This is a genomic window from Halobaculum rubrum (assembly GCF_019880225.1).
Classification (GTDB): domain Archaea; phylum Halobacteriota; class Halobacteria; order Halobacteriales; family Haloferacaceae; genus Halobaculum; species Halobaculum rubrum.
On record NZ_CP082284.1, the window covers coordinates 457,896 to 475,814 of the forward strand.

Sequence of the window (17,919 nt, forward strand, 5' to 3'; positions counted from 1 at the left end):
GCGGGGCACACGGACGGTATGACTGTCAGCGACGTGGTCGAACTGGAGGGCCACATCATCGACTCCGGCCTCATGGAGCGCGCGTTCACCGTCGTGATGGACCTCGGCGGCGAGTTCGACATCGAGGAGTTCGAGGTCGGGACGACCAAGACCAAGGAGTCGTACTGTCGGATGCGCGTGATCGCCGACGACGAGGAGAGCTTGAACCCGATCCTCCACGAACTGCACCAGTCGGGCGCGACGCTCGCGGCGCCGACGGACGCGACGCTGACGCCGGCGCCCGCGGACAACGTCGTCCCCGACGGCTTCTACTCGACGACCAACCACCCTACCGACGTTCGGATCGACGGCGAGTGGGTCGGGGTCGACGACATCGAGATGGACTGTGCGATCGTCGTGGACCGCGGCGGCGACGCGGTCACCGCCGAGACGAAGGTGCTCAACGGCATCGAGGCCGACGATCTCGTCGTCACCGGCGACGCCGGCATCCGGGTGAAGCCGCCCGAGCGCCCCCGCGACGCGTCGGGGCCGTTCGGCTTCATGCAGGGCGGCGTCTCCGCGGAGCGCCCCTCCGCGTCGCTCATCCGCGACATCGCCGAGGCGATCGCCGAGACGAAAGCCCAGGGCGGGAACGTCCTGTGCGTCGCCGGCCCGGCGGTGATCCACGCCGGGGGCGGCCCCGCGCTCGCGCGGCTCGTGCGCGAGGGATACGTCGACGCCGTCTCAGCGGGCAACGGCTTCGCCGTCCACGACATGGAGCGGTCGATGTACGGCACCAGTCTCGGGATGGACGTGGAGACGATGGAGCACCCGCGAAAGGGGCACAAACACCACATCTACACGATCAGCGAGGTGATCCGCGCGGGCGGGATCGAGGCCGCCGTCGAGGACGGGCTGATCACGGAGGGCGTCATGTACGAGTGCGTCGCCAACGACCGCGACTTCGTGCTCGCGGGCTCCATCCGCGACGACGGCCCGCTCCCGGACACGATCACCGACGCCGTCGAGGCGCAAAACGCCATCCGCGAACAGGCCCGCGACGCCGACTTGGTGCTCATGCTGTCGTCGCTGTTGCACTCCGTCGCCGTGGGGAACTGCCTCCCGTCGACGACGCGCACCGTCTGCGTCGACATCAACCCCGCCACGGTTACGCAACTGCTCGACCGCGGCTCCGCCCAGGCCGTCGGGATGGTCACCGACGTGGGGACGTTCGTGCCGATGCTCGCCGAGGAGCTGTTGGAGTAGTCACCGTTCCTCGGCCCGCTCGTCGGCGAGCAGGCCGAACCGCCTGATGTCGACGTGCTCGCCGTCGACGAACGCCTCCTCGCGGTGACGCCCCTCCTCGACGAAGCCCACCTTCTCCAACACCCGCGCGGAGGCGGGATTCGTCTCGTAGACGTTGGCGTACACCTTGTGGAACCGACGCGTCTCGAAGGCGTACGCGCACAGTTCGCGGGCGGCGTCGGTGGCGTAGCCGTTGCCCCAGCTGTCGGGCGCGAACTGGTACCCGAGTTCGACGCTGCCGAACGACTCGTTCGGTGCGTTCAGGCCGGCGATCCCGACGGGCTCGCCGTCGACGCACGCGAGGAGGTGCACCCCGCCGTCGTCGCCCGCCGACTCGATCCACTCGCGCTCGTCGCCTTCGCCCATCGGCGCCGTCATCGCGGTCCCGGCGCGAACCCGCGGATCGTTGACAAGCGACGCGAGGAACGCGGCGTCTTCCTCCTCGACCGTTCGCAACTCGACCGACTCGCCGCGACGGAACACGGGACCGGGCATACCGCAGCGATGACCGCGGCGACGCTTGAATCGTCCGCCACTGTGCGAACGTCCACCACGGACGGTCGAGCCTCGGCCCTACACAGTTTCCTGTGGGACGACGCGCAGCGGCAGGTTCGATCCGAGAAGGAGGTCCTGTGCGACGCTGCCGAAGACGACCTTCGCGGTGGGCGAGCGGTTTCGGACGCCGATGACGAACTCGTCGGCGTCCACGTCGTCGGCGTACGCGAGCACGTCCTCGGCCGGCGGGTTGCCACGCACGAACTGGTGTGTTTCGACCGTCACGCCGTCGACACCCTCGAGCGCGTCCGTCACAGCGTCGAGAGCCTCCTCGCCCTCCCTGACGTCCGCGGCGCTCGACTGGTCGCCGCCGTGCTGGGAGTTGATCGCGTGGACCGCGTCGCCGGCTGCCAGCCGGTCGCGGAGATACTCGCACAACACGTCGCTGGTTCGCACCGAGTTCGTCGCGAGGACGTACAACATGCGCAATGGCGCGACGGCGAGGCTGATAACCCTACCGACGGCGTGGGAGCGGGCGACCCCACAGCACAAAGGGTTTACGACGCCGCCGTGCAGTGCCGGCCGCATGTCACGAGAACGACGGCTGACCGCGGGTGCGGTCGCCGTGCTGCTCGTCGCCCTCCTCGGGGTCGCCGCGGGCCCCGGCGTCCTCGCAGACCCGGCCGCGGACGGTCCGGCCCGTCCCGGTTACGTCACCATCGCCGAGTCGCCGGCGATCGCTCCCGGGGAGGTCGACGGCGCGACGGCGACGCTGACGCTGCACACCCGGATCGGCCACCGCGGCAACCCCACGGACAACGTCTCCGTACGGTTTCGCGCATACGACGCCGAGTCCGGCCTCCTGACGACCGAGCGGACGGTCGCGTTGGACCAACTGACCGGGGACCGAAGCGTCCCGGTGAACGCGACGATCGAGGTGCCCCGCGAGGGCGGCTACGTCGTCGAGACGGTCGTCTTCCGCGACGGACAGGTCGTCGACCGCGACCGGACGCGCGTCTCCGGGCTGGAGGCGCTGGGCACGGCGGTCCGGTTCACCGAGAGCGAGGCGGTCCCGCCGCTGTCGGTGTCGGTCGCGTCCGTCGACCAGGGGGCGAATCGAACCACGCTGGCGGTCGCGGCGTCGCTGACGAACGGCGGTGCGGCGTCGAGCGAGGACCTGCGCGTCGAGGTCATCGTCCGGCAGGCCGAATCGAACCTCGTCGCCGGGCGCGAGTCGACGACCGTCGGCGGCATCGGCCCCGGCCGCACCGCCGACGCGACGACCGAGGTGACCGTCCCGAGCGACTACAACTACTACGTCGACGCGGCGGTGTACCGCGACGGCGTGCTCGTCGACACCGCCCGCTCGGTGGCGAACCTCGACCCGACCGAGACCATCTCGGCGAACGAGACCACCCGCGAGGTGGAGTTCGAGGTCGGCGACTTCGCCGGCGACGACGGAGCGGCCGACCGAGCGACCGAGGCGGCGGCCCGCACGGAGACCTCGACGGCGACGCCCGGGTTCGGCCCGGCGCTCGCGGTCGTGGCGCTGGCCGGCGCCGCGCTGCTTGCACGGAGGCGAACTCGACGATGACCGATGACACCGACGACACCACGACGACCGAACCGAGTGGAAGCGAGCCGGCGGCGTCGACCCGCGACGCCTCGGCCGGTGCAGACGCCGCCGCGGACCCGCCTTCGGAGGGCCGCGCGGGTGATACGTCGGCGGGGACGGGCGGCGACGCTCCCGCCAACGACCCCGACGGCGGTCGCTCGCGGGATGTCGTCAGATACGTGAACTACCTCGTGCTCGTCGCGCTGGTCGTGCTCGCGCTCGTCTCGGGGATCCAGTTCTACGGCGCCGTCTCCCGGACGATCAACCAGTGGGTCACCGCGGAGTACCGCTCGCTGTTCCACGGCGCGTTCAACCTCGCCGTGTTGCTGATCGCCGCCGCGGCCATCTCCCGGCAGGTCCGTCGGGTCACGTCGTGAGCGACTAGCTTCGCACCCAGTTCGGTACAGGACTCGGCAGAAGAGCCGTACACTTCTTTGGGGCCACCTACACTGGTGTGATGTTCCCTTTCATTCGTGTGTTTCGCGAGCACTCGGTCCGACTGTTCTCGTTCGAGTCGCTTCGATACGTGCCCGCAGTTCACTTCGACTGAATCCCCAGAAGGCTCTCGAATGGGCTGAACGAGTGTATCTGGGCACGTTCGGGGCAGTATCGCGCTCGGACCGACCACGTGGGCCAGTTTCGGCACCCGGGGGAGATCGAGCAGCCGGTGGCCCGACTCGCCCGTCCCCCGATCCCGGTGAGCGTCGGTCTCGGGCGCGACATCGAGGTCGTCGGGGGCCGTCGGCATGTACGAACTGCCGTAGTAGCGACGACCCTCCGCTCCGGTCGCGTACACGTCCCCGTGGACGACATCGTGTGTTTATTCTGTCATTCGCTCGGGGCAGTACGGCGCTCCTCCGAACGCATGACGCTATCGGGTAAAAGGATCTATTTACCAGCGGTCGCGGTCCGGAATCCGGGAGCGGGTCTGGAAGTCGAAAGGGTACGTTCCCGACGCTCTGGACCCCCTGCCCTGTAGCGCGGGGAGGATATCAACCGCCTAGAAAGTGCCAGATGTGTCCCCGTTCTTTCGGGGGATCGACTCCGGGGAGCTCGGCCAGCGCCGGCTGAATGGCGTTCCACCATCCCTCCGCAGTCTCGAACCCTGCGGGGTGGTCCGGGAAGACCTCCTTCAGGAAGTCCGATTTCTTCGCTTCCGGGTATACACGGAGATACTCGTAGGCGGCGACCAGTGCGTCTCGTCTCGCCTGTAGCGTCTCGCCCGTCCCCGGGAGGTCGACTTCCTCGACGGGTCCGCGGCCGAGTATGTCCTCCCCGTGCGCCTCCCGGTCGCTGTTGTCGATCGGCGTCCACCAGACCCGGCTTCGAGAACCGACCTTCCGCGTCTCGAGGATCCCCTCCTCGACGAGTTCGTTCAGCTTGTTGTGTGCCGTCCGGCGAGAGCAGTCGACCGCGTCCATGACGTCGCTGGCTGTCACCGGACGCGCGAGGTCGTCACGCCGTTCGAACACGTCGTGGACCTCGCTGACGGGGACACGGGAATCGCTCCGCGACCCGGAGCCGGACCCTGGAGGGACCGCCATCGTACGCTACGTCTGGTCCACGAGCCTCAAAAGTATTTGGTGGCCCGTTCGATGTCCGGACCACGAACTACAGACGTGTGTACCTGTGGCTGCTGGCGGCTCCAGGAGACCGTACCCGGTGGGACCGTAAGAGATATGATTGCACGTTGTTCATGCTAGATACGTTCCAGACTGTCGTCGGACCGTCGCGACGGCAGGCCGGTCCGGCCGGGCCGGAGAGGAGTCTGATCCCAGATGATGACACGATCTGACACGTATGACCGGTTCGCCGAGAGCGCGGGCGAGTACGGCGTCGAACTGACGCGGACGACCGCCGAATCGCTCCCCGGGACGATCGAATCCGTCATCACGACGCCCGTCGTCGGAGCCCCGTTACCGTGGGACGACTGTTCGCTTCCGGAACCCGTCCCAACGGATCCCTCCCCTGCCGAACTCGATGCGGCCGTGACCGGCGTCAGCGCCGCGTCGTTGGCCGTCGCCGACTACGGCAGCGTCGTCCTAGAAGCGACGCCGGGCGGGGGTGAGCCGGTCAGTCTCTTCCCGGACGAGCACGTGGTGGTCCTCCGGGAGGACGACATCGTCCCGGACATGGAGACGGCGTTCGAGTGGCTCGACGAGCAGTTCCGTGACACCGGCGGGTCGGCGATCGTCGCGACGGGCCCCTCCGCGACGGCGGACATGGGGTCGCTCGTCAAGGGTGCACACGGACCCAAGGAGGTCCACGCGGTAGTGGTGACATGAGTTCCGAGAGTCGGGCCGCCAAGGCCGCCCAGATCCGACACCTCCTGGACACGGAGGGCGACGCCGTCGCCACGAACACCCGCGGGTTCAATCGGGGGCGCTACGACTCGGTCGCCGACCTGGAGGAGTATCAGGGGCTCAAGGACGAGGCTCGCGCGATCAAGGAGGACGCCATCGAGCGCCTGCCCGAGCTGATCGACGAACTGACCGAGACGATCGAGGAAAACGGCGGGACCGTCTACATCGCCGACGACGCCGCCGACGCCAACGAGTACGTCGCCGAGGTCTGTGCCGAGCGGGACGCCGATCGGCTGGTCAAGAGCAAGTCGATGACGTCCGAGGAGATCGAGGTCAACGAGCATCTCGACCGCGAGGGCGTCGACGTCGTCGAGACCGACCTCGGCGAATGGGTCCTCCAGGTGGCCGAGGAGGCCCCGAGCCACATCGTCGCGCCCGCGATCCACAAGTCTCGCCAGGATATCGCCGACCTGTTCAACGAGCGCTTCGATCCCGACGAACCGCTCGAAACCGCCGAGGAGCTCACGATGTTCGCCCGCGAGAAGCTCCTGGCCCGGATCAAAGAGGCGGACGTGGGCATGACGGGCGCCAACTTCCTCGCCGCCGAGACGGGGACGATGGCGCTCGTGACCAGCGAGGGCAACGCCCGCAAGACCGTCACGGTCCCGGATACGCACATCGCGGTCGCGGGCGTCGAGAAGGTGATCCCGACCGTCGAGGACCTTCGGCCGTTCGTCGAGCTGATCGGTCGTTCGGGGACCGGCCAGGACATCACCAGCTACATCTCGCTGTTCACGCCGCCGATCGATTCCCCCGCTGTGGACTTCGATGACCCCGACACCCCGATCACCGACGGCGAGATCGATCGGGAGTTCCATCTCGTGCTCATCGACAACGGCCGCCTGTCGATGCGCGAGGACGACGACCTCCGGGAGACGCTGTACTGCATCCGGTGTTCGGCCTGTTCGAACACCTGTGCGAACTTCCAGTCGGTCGGCGGCCACGCCTTCGGCGGTGAGACGTACTCCGGCGGCATCGCCACCGGCTGGGAGGCCGGTATCGAGGGCCTGGACACCGCCGCGGAGTTCAACGACCTCTGTACCGGCTGCTCGCGCTGTGTCGAGGCCTGTCCCGTGGGGATCGACATCCCCTGGATCAACACCGTCGTCCGCGACCGGATCAACGAGACGGGCGACGACGGGTTCGACTTCCTCGTCGACGGGCTGACCCCCGACGCCGAAGACGAGTCGAGCCCCACGCTCCAGAAGCGAGTGTTCGGGAACTTCGAGACGCTGGCGAAACTCGGCAGCGCGACCGCGCCGGTGTCGAACTGGCTGGGCCGCTCCCGCCCGGTAGGGTGGCTGCTCGAGGAGTCGCTCGGCGTCGATCGTCGCCGGGAGCTCCCCGCGTTCCGGCGGGAGACCCTCGTCGAATGGGCCGACAGGCGTGACGAGACGACGCCGGCCGACCCGGAGCGCCGCGTCGCGCTGTACCCCGACGTCTACACGAACTACATGCTCGTCGAGCGCGGGAAAGCCGCCGTCAGGGCGCTGGAAGCGCTGGGCGTGGCGGTCGAGGTACCGGCCGCGCCGGGGACGGGACGGCCCCCACTCTCCCAGGGGATGATCGACACGGCCCGGGCCAAGGCCGAAGGCGTCGTCGAGGCACTGGAGCCTCACCTCGAACAGGGCCGCGACGTCGTGGTGATCGAACCCAGCGACCTCGCCATGTTCGCGACCGACTACGAACGCCTGCTCGAACCCGAGTCGCACCGGCGACTCGCGGACCACAGCTACGAACTGCTGGAGTACGTGTACGGGCTGTTAGAGAACGGTGGGAGCCCGGACGCGCTCTCGGTCGCCGACGGCGAGGAGCGCGTCGCCTATCACAGCCACTGCCAGCAACGGACCATGTCGCTGGAGGCCCACACCGTGGCGGTCTTCGAGGAGTGTGGCTACGACGTGACGACCAGCGACGTGGAGTGTTGTGGCATGGCCGGCAGTTTCGGCTACAAGACCCAGTACTACGACCTCTCGATGGACGTCGGTGAACCCCTCGCGGGCCAACTCCGCGACGCGGACGCCGACCACGTCGTCGCCAGCGGCACCTCCTGTACCGACCAGATCGGCGACCTGCTCGGCGTCGAGCCGCCCCACCCGATCGAACTGCTGGATCCGGGACGATAGGCGACCGGATCCGCTCGCCGGATGAGTGGGGCCCATCGCTCGGTTTCGAACCGACGCTCGAAGGTGGAGGAGTTCGGCGTCGAAGGCTCGCGAGCGGCAGCTCGGGGTCGAGGTTAGGCGACGACCAGCCAGCCGGCGAACACCGCCAGGCCCCCGAGCGCGGTGCTGGCGACGGCGTGGAGACGGAGCCGGTCCAACAGCGTGTGTGCGTCGCCCTCGTGGCTCAGCGACTCGTGGACCTCGCTCCCGATCTCACACTCCGGGAGGAAGTCCATCGCGACGTGGAGGAACACGCCGGTGGCGAAGCCGAACACGACGCCCCGGACCGCGCCCGAGGCGGGCAACGCGAGAAACGACGTGGCGACCGCGGCGACGCCGACGCCGGCCGCCGGCAGCAGGATCGCCGTCCAGTCGCCGCCGCGACCGGAGAACCGGCGGACGGCCGCGTAGCCGGCGGGACCCTTGTGCGAGATGATCGACAGCCCAAGCAGCAGCCCCAGGTCCGGCATGTTGCCGTAGATGATGCCGATGATCGCGCCGGCGCTCACGGCGTGCGCGGTCAGCTCCGCCAGCGACCGGTCCAGCGGGAGGTCCATGTGCGAGAGGCGGTGGCCGAGCGTGTGTGCGCCGTAGCCGACGAGCAGCCCGAGCGCGACGCCGAACCCGCCGTAGGCGGCGTGCTGGCCGATCGCCTGCGGCAGGAGGAAGACGGCCGCGCTCGTGATCATCGCGCCGGCGGCGAGCCCGTATCCCCACACGAGTGTCCCGGCGTGGGTGTCGGCCGTCCGCCCGGCGACCCACCCGGCGGCGGCCATCGCCCCGAACGCGATCCACGCGATCGCGAACAGCTTCGTCCGCCCCGTCGCGAGCGCGGACGCGGTCGCGGCCACCAGCGCCGCCGTGCTCGCGGCGCCGATCAGCCGGGTCCGAGCCCTGCGACGACGCTCGGTCCCGTCGGTAGTCAGATCGGCCATATTACTAACACACCGATTTCGGTTAATAACGGCTCCGATCGGCGGACAGGCCCCGGAACGGATCCGTTCGGGAACGGAGCCGTTCGGGAACGGAGCCGCTCAGGGGCGGACCGTCCGGCTCGCGCGTCCGGAGGCGCCTCGGGGATACGGGTCACGCTCGGCGGCGGGCTGGACGGTGCCGTCGGCCTCGACGGCGCGGACGACGACCTCGTGTTCGTCGTCGGCCTCGTACTCGTAGCGCCAGCCGCGCCAGGCGTCCCCGGCCGCGCCGCCGACGGCCTCGGCGTCGTCGGGGTCGGCGTCGGCCGGCGTCGGACCCGGGAGGCGGTCGGTGAGGTCCGCCTCCGACCAGGTGTCGCCGCCGTCGGTCGACACCTCGACGGCCGAAACGCCGCGGGTGCCCGCGTACGCGTGGCCGCCGACGGAGACCGTGCCGTCGGCGGTCTCGACGTGGTGGAGCTTCGCCACCGTCGAGACGGGGCCGGTGCCGTGCCAGCCGCGCTCCTCCCAGTAGCCCGTCGCCTCCTCCTCGAGGATCTCGATCTCCGTGAGCCATTTCACGTTGATCTCCCCCCAGTGACCCGGGATCAGCGCTCGGACCGGCGCGCCGTGCTGTCGCGGGAGCGGGCGCCCGTTCATCCCGTACGCGAGCAGTCCCTCCCTGAGCGCCGACAGCGGGAACTCCTCGTAGTAGTCGTCCGCGGCGCGCAACATGACACAGCAGCTGTCGGGACGAACGCCGGCTTCCTCGAGCAGGTCGGCGACGGGAATCCCTGTCCACACTGCGGTGTCGGCCTTCCGTCCGTTCACCTTGTCGCCCACGCACCGGAGGGTAACGAAGCGATGCTCGGCGGATCTGGATTCGACGGCGCCGAGGTCGACTTCGATCTCTTCCTCGACGGCGCCGGTGACCCGGAGCGACCACGTCTCGGGGTCGACCCGCGGGTCCGCGGCGTTCTTGTCCACCACGTAGAACGACTCCGAGACGAGCGGCTCCGCGCCCGCGAGGTCGAACGAGCGGTCCGCGGCGACGGCGAGCAGTCGCTCGACGAGCGGGTCGGGATCGACCGGTTCCGTCCCGTCGGAGTCGTTCCCTCCTCCACCGACTGCCCGCGCAAGCGGCCCGGCGCCCGCAAGTCCCACCGCCGTCGCCGCGACGCCCGCCGAGCGCAACAGCCCGCGGCGTGCCCGGGACACGTCGCCCGTTCCGGTCGCGACGCCGCCCGCGAGGCCCACGACCGCGGCGCCGAACGCGCCGCCGACGACGGCGGCGACCGGCGCGACCGACAGCAGGAACGCCGCCAGCGCCTGGAGCGTGCCGACGAGGAAGACGGCCTCCGCCCGTTCCCTGTCGGCGGTCCGACCGATCCGGCGGGCGAGCCACGCGAGCGCCGCGAACAGCGCCACCGAGAGCCCGGCCGCCCCGGCGACGAGCAAGGGCTGAGCCGTGCTTCCGAACCCTTGGATCCCGGCCGCCAGCGCCGCGTCGGGAAGCGCGAGCAACACGGTCTGGGCGATGCCGACGACGACCCACCGAGGGGAGAATCCGACGACGAGGAACGTCCCCGCCGTGACCGCGACGCCGGAGGCGACGGCGACGGCGAGCTCGGCGGCGGGCGTGACGCGACCGGACGAGCGAGCGCGACGGGCGTCCATTCGACTACGCAACGGCTCCCAGAGATAAAACGCGTGCGGCCGTCCCGCTCCGGACCTCGGGACCGAGCCGTCCGAGGTTCCGAACCGCTTTGTCGGAGGAGCACGAGGTCCGACCGATGAGCCACGGCGAAGAGGCGGTGAAACGGACGCGACCGTGCCCCTACTGCGGGGACTCGATGATGCACCGTCACTGCGAGTACATCTGTCCCCGGCACGGCGTCGTCTTCGACTGTTCGGACCCGTTCTATGGATGATCGCTTCGCCCGCGAGAGTGGCACTCGCGGGAGCGAAAACCGCAGGCCCGAGCCGGCACCAACTGTTATGGTGTCGGCCGCCGTACGGATCTCTACTCAGATGCGAGGACGGGACAGTGCTACCAGCGCGCGGGCTGCGCCGGGGCGACGATGGTAGACGACGACCAGATCGCCCGGAGCAAGCGCATCCAACAGCGCACGGGCAAGACCTTCCACTTCGCGACCCGGGTGCTACCCGAACGGGTGCGCGAGCCGACCTACGTGCTGTACGCGTTCTTCCGAGTCGCCGACGAGATCGTCGACGGCGCGGAGACGGGGCCGCCCGAGGAACAGCGCCGGGAGCTGGGTCGTCTCCGCGACGCCGCGCTCGGCCGCGAGGAGAGCGACGACGCCGTGCTCTCGGCGTTCGCCGAACTGTGCGACGAGCACGGCATCGCCGACGAGGACGTCGAGACGTTCATCGACGCGATGCGCTCGGACATCGACACCGACCGCTACGAGACGTACGAGGAACTCGAGGCGTACATGGACGGCTCCGCCTCGGCGGTGGGTCGAATGATGACGGCGGTGATGGACCCCGACGAGCCCGACGCCGCGCTCCCGCACGCGACGGCGCTGGGCGACGCGTTCCAGCTGTCGAACTTCCTGCGCGACGTGCGCGAGGACATCGTCGAGCTGGACCGGGTGTATCTCCCGCGGGAGACCCTGCGCGAGTACGGGGTCACCGAGGCGCAGCTCAAGCGCTTCGAGTTCGACGAGAACGTCGAGGCGGCGATGCGCCACGAACTACGCCGCGCGGAATCGCTGTACAAGGAGGGCGTCGCGGGCATCAAGTACCTCCCCGAGGACTGCCAGTTCGCCGTGTTGCTGGCGTCGGTGCTGTACGCCGAACACCACGCGCTCATCCGCGAGCGCGGCTTCGACACGCTCTCGGCGACGCCGGAGCTGAGCACGTACCGCAAGCTGAAGCTGTTCGTCAAGACGCGTTGGGCGTGGTTCCGGTGTAAGGACCCCGAAACGGTGTTCCGTCGCGTCTCCTGTGTCCCGTACGGCGACAGCGAGCCGAACCGCTCGGGCGCCGGCCACGGCGACCGGGTTCCCGCGCGCTGACGGTCGGTCCGTCGCTCGCGGGTCAGCCACACCTCGCTCCTCAGAACGCTTCCCTGAACAGCGACGCGTCGAACCGATCCGCCCGAGCCAGCCCGACGCCGATGCCGACCGCGACCGCGGCGGCGACGGAGTTCCAGAACCACAGGTTCACCCCGCCCCACAGCAGCACGAAGCTCACCATGTCGTCCAGCATGAACTCGCAGTCGGCGAGTCGTTCGCGCAGCGCCGCGCGGTCGAAGGCGGCGTCGAGCACGACGACGGCGACAGTGGCGGAGACGACCCAACCGGCGTAGTTCGAGAGCGGAACGCCGTAGAAGCCCGCCCCCGAGCGCACGCCGAGCGCGCCCGCGTTCGCGACGCCCTCGTACGCCCAGAAGCCGAGCGCGACGGCGCCCGGATCCAGCACCACGTCCATGACGAGCACGAGCGCGATCACCGCGAGCAGCCGCACCGCCGCGCGCTCCGCGCGCTCGCCGAGCAGGAGCAGGCTCAGAAGGTACGCGTTCGCCACGAGCGGGAGGAAGAAGACCGGCAGCCCCAGGGGGACGCCGCCCAGTTCCGGGCCGAGCGCGACGAGGTACTCGAACTCGCCGTAGGGCCACCCGGTCGTGATCCCCACGTACTCGATCCCGTAGGCGTACGCCGACAGCAGCCCGATCCCGGCGAGCTCGCGGCGACCGACCAGGGGCGCGAGTCCGACGACCAGCGGCGAGCGCATCACGAGCGTCCCCAACAGGATCATGCCGCCGTTGAACGCCAACGGCGAAAGCGGTGTGCCGGCGAACACGCCCTCCGCGCTGGCGACGAGCAACACCGCGCCCACGACGGGGAACACGACCGAGATGGTGAATCGGTTCTCGCGCACGAGCGCGTCGAGGCGTGCCTCCGCCTCGCGGCGGTCCGCGGGCATCGCCTCTCGAAGGGCGTCGACGCGTCCGGTTCCGGTCTCTGGGCTCACGGCAACACCGCCTCCGGGGGGACGATCCGCGTCAGCGCGCCCATCGTGAGCACGGCGCCGACGACGGTGTTGATCGCCGGGAACCACCAGTACGCGCGGTCGATCGCGACGCCCGCGAACCGAACGACGCCCACGAGAGCCGGGTACGCGAGCAGCACCGCGCCGATCCGCGGGTCGACCGCCGCGAACGCGCCCGCGGCGGCGAGCCAACAGGTCGCGCAGTACGCGAGCGTCCGCGACTCCCCGAGGGCGGTCGCGGTCGTCCGGATGCCGGCCGCGCGGTCCGGCTCGATGTCGGGAATCGCGGAGAACGTGTGCATCCCCATCGCCCACAGCCACGCGCCCGCAAGCGCCGCGGCCGGCGGGGCGGTTCCGGCGACCATCGCGTACCCGGCGGCGCCCGGAAGGACGTACAGCCCGTTCGACACCGAATCCAGCAGCGGCGTCGTCTTGAACCGCAGCGGCGGCGCCGAGTACCCCGCCCCGAGCACGAAGAACCCGGCGAGGTACGGCCACGCGACCCGCGGCGTGATCGCGAACGTCACCGCGCCCAGCGCCAGCGACGCGACGACGACCGCGGGGACGAGCCGGTCGCCCCCGTAGCGCACCTCCCGACCGTCCTTCTTCGGGTTGTCCTCGTCGACGTCGCGGTCGAACACGTCGTTGACGCCGTAGAGGAACAGGTTCGCCGGGAGCAGGAAGTAGCCGAACAGGAGGACGTTCTCGGGTGCGAACAGCCCCGGAACGGTCGTCGCGCCGAAGGCGACGCCGACGCCGATCGGCCCCGCGAGGTACAGCCAGAAGCGCGGGCGCGAGAGCTTCAAAAGGTAGCGTGCGCTCGCGACGGCGCTTGCGGGGCGGTCGGGCGCGTCGGTGTCCCCCGCGTCGGCGTCGCCCGAGTCGGCGGGGTCGACTGCGGTCGGCATGGGCGCTGTCAGGACGACTCGCCCATCGTCTCGGCCGTGAGCAGCCCCGAGATGAGACACATCGGGACGCCGATCCCCGGCGTCGTCGTCGACCCGGTGAAGTAGAGCCCGTCGACCTTCGAGGACTCGTGGCCGGGCCGGAACGGCGCCGTCTGGCGCAGCGTGTGTGCGAGCCCCAGCGCCGACCCCTTCATCGAGTTGTAGCGCCCCGCGAAGTCGTCGACGCAGAACTCCTCCTCGAAGACGATCCGATCGCGCAGGTCGACGCCGGTGTTCTCGGCGATGTCGTCCAGGATCTGCTGTCGGTACCGGCTCCGCAGTTCCGGCGTGTCCTCCAGTCCCGCCGCGATCGGGACGAGAACGAACAGGTTCGAGTGCCCCTCGGGAGCGACGGTGTCGTCGGTCTTCGAGGGGACACAGAGGTAGTAGGCGGGGTCGTCGGGCCAGGCGGGGTTCTCGAAGATCTGCTCGAAGTGGCCGTCCCAGTCGGTCGGGAGCACGAGCGTGTGGTGGGCGAGTTCCTCCACGTCACCCTCGACGCCCATGTACAGGAGGTACGCCGAGGGCGCGTACGTCCGCGACTCCCAGTACTCGGCGTCGTACTGGCGCTTGCGCGGCGCGAGCAGTTCCTGCTCGGTGTGGGCGTAGTCGGCGTCGCTGACGACGAGATCCGGGAAGTACGTCTCGCCCGACCCGGTGGAGATCGAACCCTCGGCTGAGGCGCCGCCGTCCGCGGCGGCGGTCCCGCCGAGCCCGTCCGCGGGGTTCGTGGCCGCCGTCTCAACCTTGAATCCGCCGCGTTGGCCCTTGATCGCGGTGACGGGCGCGTCGATCACGTACTCGACCCCCAACTCCGACCCCAACTCGACGATGCCGTCGACGACGGCACCGAGCCCGCCGTCGGGGTAGTAGACGCCGAGGTTGAAGTCGACGTGACTCATGAGGTTGTACAGCGCCGGCGTGTTGTGCGGCGATCCGCCGAGGAACACCAGCGTGTACTGCATGATCTGCTGGAGCTTCGGGTTGTCGAAGTACTCCTCGACGTGGTCCTGCATCGTTCCGATCAGCGACAGTCCCCACGAGTAGCGCAGCACGTCGGGGTCGACGAAGTCCGCGAGGTCGTCGCGGTGCTCGTACACGAAGTGCTCCATCCCGATCTCGTAGTTGCGCTCGGACTTGCGGAGGTAGTCGTCGAAGGCGTCGCCGGCGCCGGCCTCGTACGACTCGAACGTCTCGCGGTTCGCGTCCAAGTCGGGGACCATGTCGACCCGATCGCCGTCCTTGAAGAAGATCCGGTAATGCGGGTCGAGCCGCGACAGCGAGTAGTACTCCGACGGCTCCCGGCCGAAGTGGCCGAAGAACGTCTCGAACACGTCGGGCATCAGGTACCACGACGGCCCCATGTCGAAGCGGAAGCCGTCCGCCTCCAGCACGGCAGCGCGGCCGCCGAGCTGTTCGTTTTTCTCCAGGAGAGTCACGTCGGCGCCGGCGTCGGCCAGATAGCAGGCCGTCGAGAGCCCGCCGAAGCCGCCGCCGATCACGACCACGTCCTCGCCAGCCAACGAAGAGCGGTCACGGGGTTCGCGCATTAACCGTCTTACGGCGGGGAGGCGTATAAATATGGGCGCACGGGCGTCGCCACGATCGGCCCCTCGGTCGACCGCGTGCACCCGCCCGACAGATCGCCGCGGCCCGCAACCACTACCTCCCGCCGGCCCTTGGCGATCCCATGGACGGAACTACCGCGGTCGTCACCGGCGGAACGCGCGGCGTCGGGGGCGCCGTCGCCTCGGCGTTCGTCGAGGCCGGCGCCCACGTCGTCGTCTGCTCGCGCGACGGCGACACAGTCGAGGAGACGGTCGAGGAGCTCTCACGCACCGGCGACGCCTCGGGCCTCCGGGCGGACGTGCGCGACGAGTTCGACCTCGAACGCCTCATGGAGCACGCCGACCGCGCGGGCGAACGCGACGGGATCGACACCCTCGTCGCCAACGCGGGCGTCAACCACGGGGCGCCCGGCGAGATGCCGCTGGACGACGAGCCGTACAGCCGCTTCGACGACACGCTCCGCACGAACGTTCGCGGCGTGTTCGCGACGGTGCGGGAGGCCGTCCCGTACCTGACCGACGACGCGCGGGTCCTCGTCCCCTCGGGGTCGATCGCCCGCGACGCGAAGCCGGGCATGGGCGCGTACGCCGTCTCGAAGGCCGGCGCCGAGGCGGTCGTCCGGCAGGCGCACGCCGACCTGGACGCGACGGCGATGACGCTCGATCTGGGACTGGTCGACACAGCGCTCACGGGGAACCAGGGCGGCAGGGGGCCCGAAGAGATCGCGCCGATGTTCGTGTGGGCGGCGACCGACGCCGCCCCCGACGACCACGGCGGCACGGTCGTCGGACTCAGGGAGTGGAAGTCGGCGACGCGGTAGCGAATCGGCCCGAGAGCGAAGGGAACGAGACGGGCCGTGACGGTGCTGTCGCGCCGGTTACGACGTCGACGGCGACATCGAGATGTTGAGTCCCTTCTGGATGATCTGGGTGAACGCCATCGAGCACAGGAAGTACCAGATGATCCAGGTGGGCATGACGAACAGCGTGTCCGTCCACGTGACCTGGCCCGCGATGGGGAGGACGATCGGCTGGAGGTCGAGACCGGGCTGTCCCTCGGCGCCGCGGAAGCCGATCTTCCAGTACATCCACAGGAACGCCGGGATCGTCAGCACCATGATCCACACCATCGGGCGGAACTGCTCTTTGAACATGCCGAGCTGGTCGCCCATCGCCTCCATCTGCTCCTCCTGGATCGCGTCCATCGCCTCGTCGTCGCCGCGCTCTTTCGCCTCCTTGCGGCGCTCCTGGATGTCCTTCATCCGCTGTTGATAGGCGGCCATCCGGTCCATGTCCATCAGGTTCGCGCGCAGGAGCGTGGAGTACAGCCCGGTGAGCGTCGCGATAATCATGATGACCGCGTACAGCGGCAACAGGTCCTGCAGTGGGCCAAGCACTACGTCCATCGCCTCGCCGACGACGCTGCGAACCGGTCCGTACGAGTAGCCGACGAAGAACAACAGCGTCACGACGGCCGCGCCCTTGTCGTAGATGCTCCAGGTCGCCCCCTCTGAGTCGGGGATCTCGACGTCGCTTCCGCCGCTCGCGCCGTCGTCGTCGTCGGGCGCCTCGAGCCCGGCCTCGATCGCGTCGCGGTCGGCGAGCGCGAAGCCCGCCTCGCCGTCCTCGAGGAGCCCGCGCTCGATGAGGCGGCCCCACTGCCCGCTCGAGAGGTCCTCCCGGACGTCGATCCACCGGATCTCGCCGTCCTCCGCGCGTTCGAGGACGAGTTCGATCGCCTCGCGCATCTCGGACTCGGAGGCGAGCTCCCGAGTGCGCTTCTCGATTCGTGCCATTGCCACCGGCTAAGCGACAGCCACGTAAGAAGGTTGTACTCTCGGCGCGTCGTCAGCGGGGCGTCGCGATCGTCGTTGCGATCGCGGTCGTCGCCGCGAACGCTGGTCCCGCGAACCCGTCGTCAGCCCTCGACGACGTCGCTGAGGCTCTCGAACACGTCGTCGGGCGTCCCTTCGCCGGACACCTCGACGAGCACGCCCTCCTCGCGGTAGTGTCGGACGACCGGCTCGGTGTTCTCGCGGTAGACGCGCAGGCGCTCGTGGGCCGTCTCCTCGGTGTCGTCCTCGCGCTGAATCAGGTCGCCGCCGCACTCGTCGCACACGCCCGCCTCCTCGGGCTGGTCGAACTCCACGTGGTAGGTGGCGCCGCACTCGTCGCAGACCCGGCGGCCGGTGAGTCGGGCCAGCAGCTCCTCTTCGGGCACCTCGAAGAAGACCACGTGATCCAGCTCGGTCTCCTCGCTCAGGAACTCCGCCTGGTCGAGGTTGCGCGGGTAGCCGTCGAGGACGAAGCCGTCGGCGCTCTCCAGGGCGGCGACGACGATCTCGTTGACCACGGGGTCGGGGACGAGCTCGCCGGCGTCCATGAACTCGCCGGGCGTGCCGTACTCCGTCTCCATGTCTTTGTTCTGCCGGAGCGCGTCGCCGGTCGTGATGTGGTCCAGGCCGTACTCGTCGGCGAGTCGCGTCGCCTGGGTACCCTTGCCGGCGCCCGGCGGACCGAGCAGCAGGATTCGATGGTCTGCCATGTCTGC

18 protein-coding genes are annotated in these 17,919 nt (G+C 69.6%); 8 read left to right on the forward strand and 10 right to left on the reverse strand.

Translation table 11 applies throughout. The features are described from left to right. Positions 1–18: 18 nt before the first annotated feature. Positions 19–1,245: an ornithine cyclodeaminase, nickel-pincer nucleotide-dependent gene (locus K6T25_RS02400; protein WP_222916194.1), complete on the forward strand. Its 1,227-nt coding sequence runs from the start codon at positions 19–21 to the stop codon at positions 1,243–1,245. On the opposite strand, the gene K6T25_RS02405 is transcribed toward K6T25_RS02400, so the two are convergent. Together K6T25_RS02405 and K6T25_RS02410 are read right to left on the reverse strand one after the other, a co-directional pair. Next, positions 1,246–1,779 (reverse strand): GNAT family N-acetyltransferase, encoded by a 534-nt coding sequence (locus K6T25_RS02405; protein WP_222916195.1) that lies wholly within the window; start codon positions 1,777–1,779, stop codon positions 1,246–1,248. 78 nt (positions 1,780–1,857) lie between these two features. Then, positions 1,858–2,262 carry a universal stress protein gene (locus tag K6T25_RS02410; protein WP_222916198.1) on the reverse strand — a complete coding sequence of 135 codons (405 nt, stop codon included), beginning with the start codon at positions 2,260–2,262 and terminating at the stop codon, positions 1,858–1,860. 103 nt (positions 2,263–2,365) lie between these two features. Here K6T25_RS02410 and K6T25_RS02415 point away from each other — a divergent pair, with 103 nt between their 5' ends. Beyond that, positions 2,366–3,373, forward strand: coding sequence for a DUF7490 domain-containing protein (locus tag K6T25_RS02415; protein WP_222916200.1), 1,008 nt, complete (start codon positions 2,366–2,368; stop codon positions 3,371–3,373). After that, the gene (locus K6T25_RS02420; protein WP_222916202.1) at positions 3,370–3,771 is read left to right on the forward strand and encodes a DUF8060 family membrane protein; all 402 of its coding nucleotides are present in this window, start codon (positions 3,370–3,372) and stop codon (positions 3,769–3,771) included. The genes K6T25_RS02415 and K6T25_RS02420 overlap by 4 nt, the downstream gene beginning before the upstream one ends. Before the next feature lie 615 nt (positions 3,772–4,386). On the opposite strand, the gene K6T25_RS02425 is transcribed toward K6T25_RS02420, so the two are convergent. Next, positions 4,387–4,938, reverse strand: coding sequence for a helix-turn-helix domain-containing protein (locus tag K6T25_RS02425; RefSeq protein ID WP_222916204.1), 552 nt, complete (start codon positions 4,936–4,938; stop codon positions 4,387–4,389). Between the two features lie 234 nt (positions 4,939–5,172). Here K6T25_RS02425 and K6T25_RS02430 point away from each other — a divergent pair, with 234 nt between their 5' ends. Together K6T25_RS02430 and K6T25_RS02435 are read left to right on the forward strand one after the other, a co-directional pair. Next, positions 5,173–5,679, forward strand: coding sequence for a LutC/YkgG family protein (locus K6T25_RS02430; RefSeq protein WP_240009222.1), 507 nt, complete (start codon positions 5,173–5,175; stop codon positions 5,677–5,679). After that, positions 5,676–7,883, forward strand: a complete 2,208-nt coding sequence (locus K6T25_RS02435; protein ID WP_222916205.1) for an LUD domain-containing protein — start codon at positions 5,676–5,678, stop codon at positions 7,881–7,883. Before K6T25_RS02430 ends, K6T25_RS02435 begins: the two co-directional genes overlap by 4 nt. A gap of 113 nt (positions 7,884–7,996) precedes the next feature. Here K6T25_RS02435 and K6T25_RS02440 read toward each other — a convergent pair whose 3' ends face one another. Further along, on the reverse strand, positions 7,997–8,857 hold the full coding sequence (locus K6T25_RS02440; protein WP_222916206.1) for a ZIP family metal transporter: 861 nt from the start codon (positions 8,855–8,857) through the stop codon (positions 7,997–7,999). Positions 8,858–8,956: 99 nt separating this feature from the next. Further along, the gene (locus K6T25_RS02445; protein WP_222916207.1) at positions 8,957–10,513 is read right to left on the reverse strand and encodes a molybdopterin-dependent oxidoreductase; all 1,557 of its coding nucleotides are present in this window, start codon (positions 10,511–10,513) and stop codon (positions 8,957–8,959) included. A gap of 116 nt (positions 10,514–10,629) precedes the next feature. Here K6T25_RS02445 and K6T25_RS02450 point away from each other — a divergent pair, with 116 nt between their 5' ends. After that, positions 10,630–10,767, forward strand: coding sequence for an HVO_2523 family zinc finger protein (locus tag K6T25_RS02450; protein ID WP_222916208.1), 138 nt, complete (start codon positions 10,630–10,632; stop codon positions 10,765–10,767). Positions 10,768–10,917: 150 nt separating this feature from the next. Then, positions 10,918–11,877, forward strand: coding sequence for a phytoene/squalene synthase family protein (locus K6T25_RS02455; protein ID WP_222916209.1), 960 nt, complete (start codon positions 10,918–10,920; stop codon positions 11,875–11,877). Between the two features lie 40 nt (positions 11,878–11,917). On the opposite strand, the gene cruF is transcribed toward K6T25_RS02455, so the two are convergent. Genes cruF through K6T25_RS02470 form a run of 3 tightly spaced genes read right to left on the reverse strand, consistent with a single transcriptional unit; the run spans position 11,918 to position 15,350 of the window. Then, the gene (gene cruF, locus K6T25_RS02460) at positions 11,918–12,787 is read right to left on the reverse strand and encodes a bisanhydrobacterioruberin hydratase (RefSeq protein WP_222917819.1); all 870 of its coding nucleotides are present in this window, start codon (positions 12,785–12,787) and stop codon (positions 11,918–11,920) included. Between the two features lie 44 nt (positions 12,788–12,831). Beyond that, complete coding sequence (locus tag K6T25_RS02465) at positions 12,832–13,761, reverse strand: prenyltransferase (protein ID WP_222916210.1); 930 nt, start codon at positions 13,759–13,761, stop codon at positions 12,832–12,834. 8 nt (positions 13,762–13,769) lie between these two features. After that, positions 13,770–15,350, reverse strand: coding sequence for a phytoene desaturase family protein (locus K6T25_RS02470; protein ID WP_222916211.1), 1,581 nt, complete (start codon positions 15,348–15,350; stop codon positions 13,770–13,772). Positions 15,351–15,490: 140 nt separating this feature from the next. Here K6T25_RS02470 and K6T25_RS02475 point away from each other — a divergent pair, with 140 nt between their 5' ends. Beyond that, entirely contained in the window at positions 15,491–16,189 is a 699-nt protein-coding gene (locus K6T25_RS02475; protein ID WP_222916213.1) for an SDR family oxidoreductase, read from the forward strand. A gap of 57 nt (positions 16,190–16,246) precedes the next feature. Here K6T25_RS02475 and K6T25_RS02480 read toward each other — a convergent pair whose 3' ends face one another. Both K6T25_RS02480 and K6T25_RS02485 read right to left on the reverse strand, forming a co-directional pair. Beyond that, complete coding sequence (locus K6T25_RS02480) at positions 16,247–17,164, reverse strand: DUF106 domain-containing protein (protein ID WP_222916215.1); 918 nt, start codon at positions 17,162–17,164, stop codon at positions 16,247–16,249. 122 nt (positions 17,165–17,286) lie between these two features. Then, positions 17,287–17,913: an adenylate kinase gene (locus K6T25_RS02485; protein ID WP_240009223.1), complete on the reverse strand. Its 627-nt coding sequence runs from the start codon at positions 17,911–17,913 to the stop codon at positions 17,287–17,289. Positions 17,914–17,919: the final 6 nt, after the last annotated feature.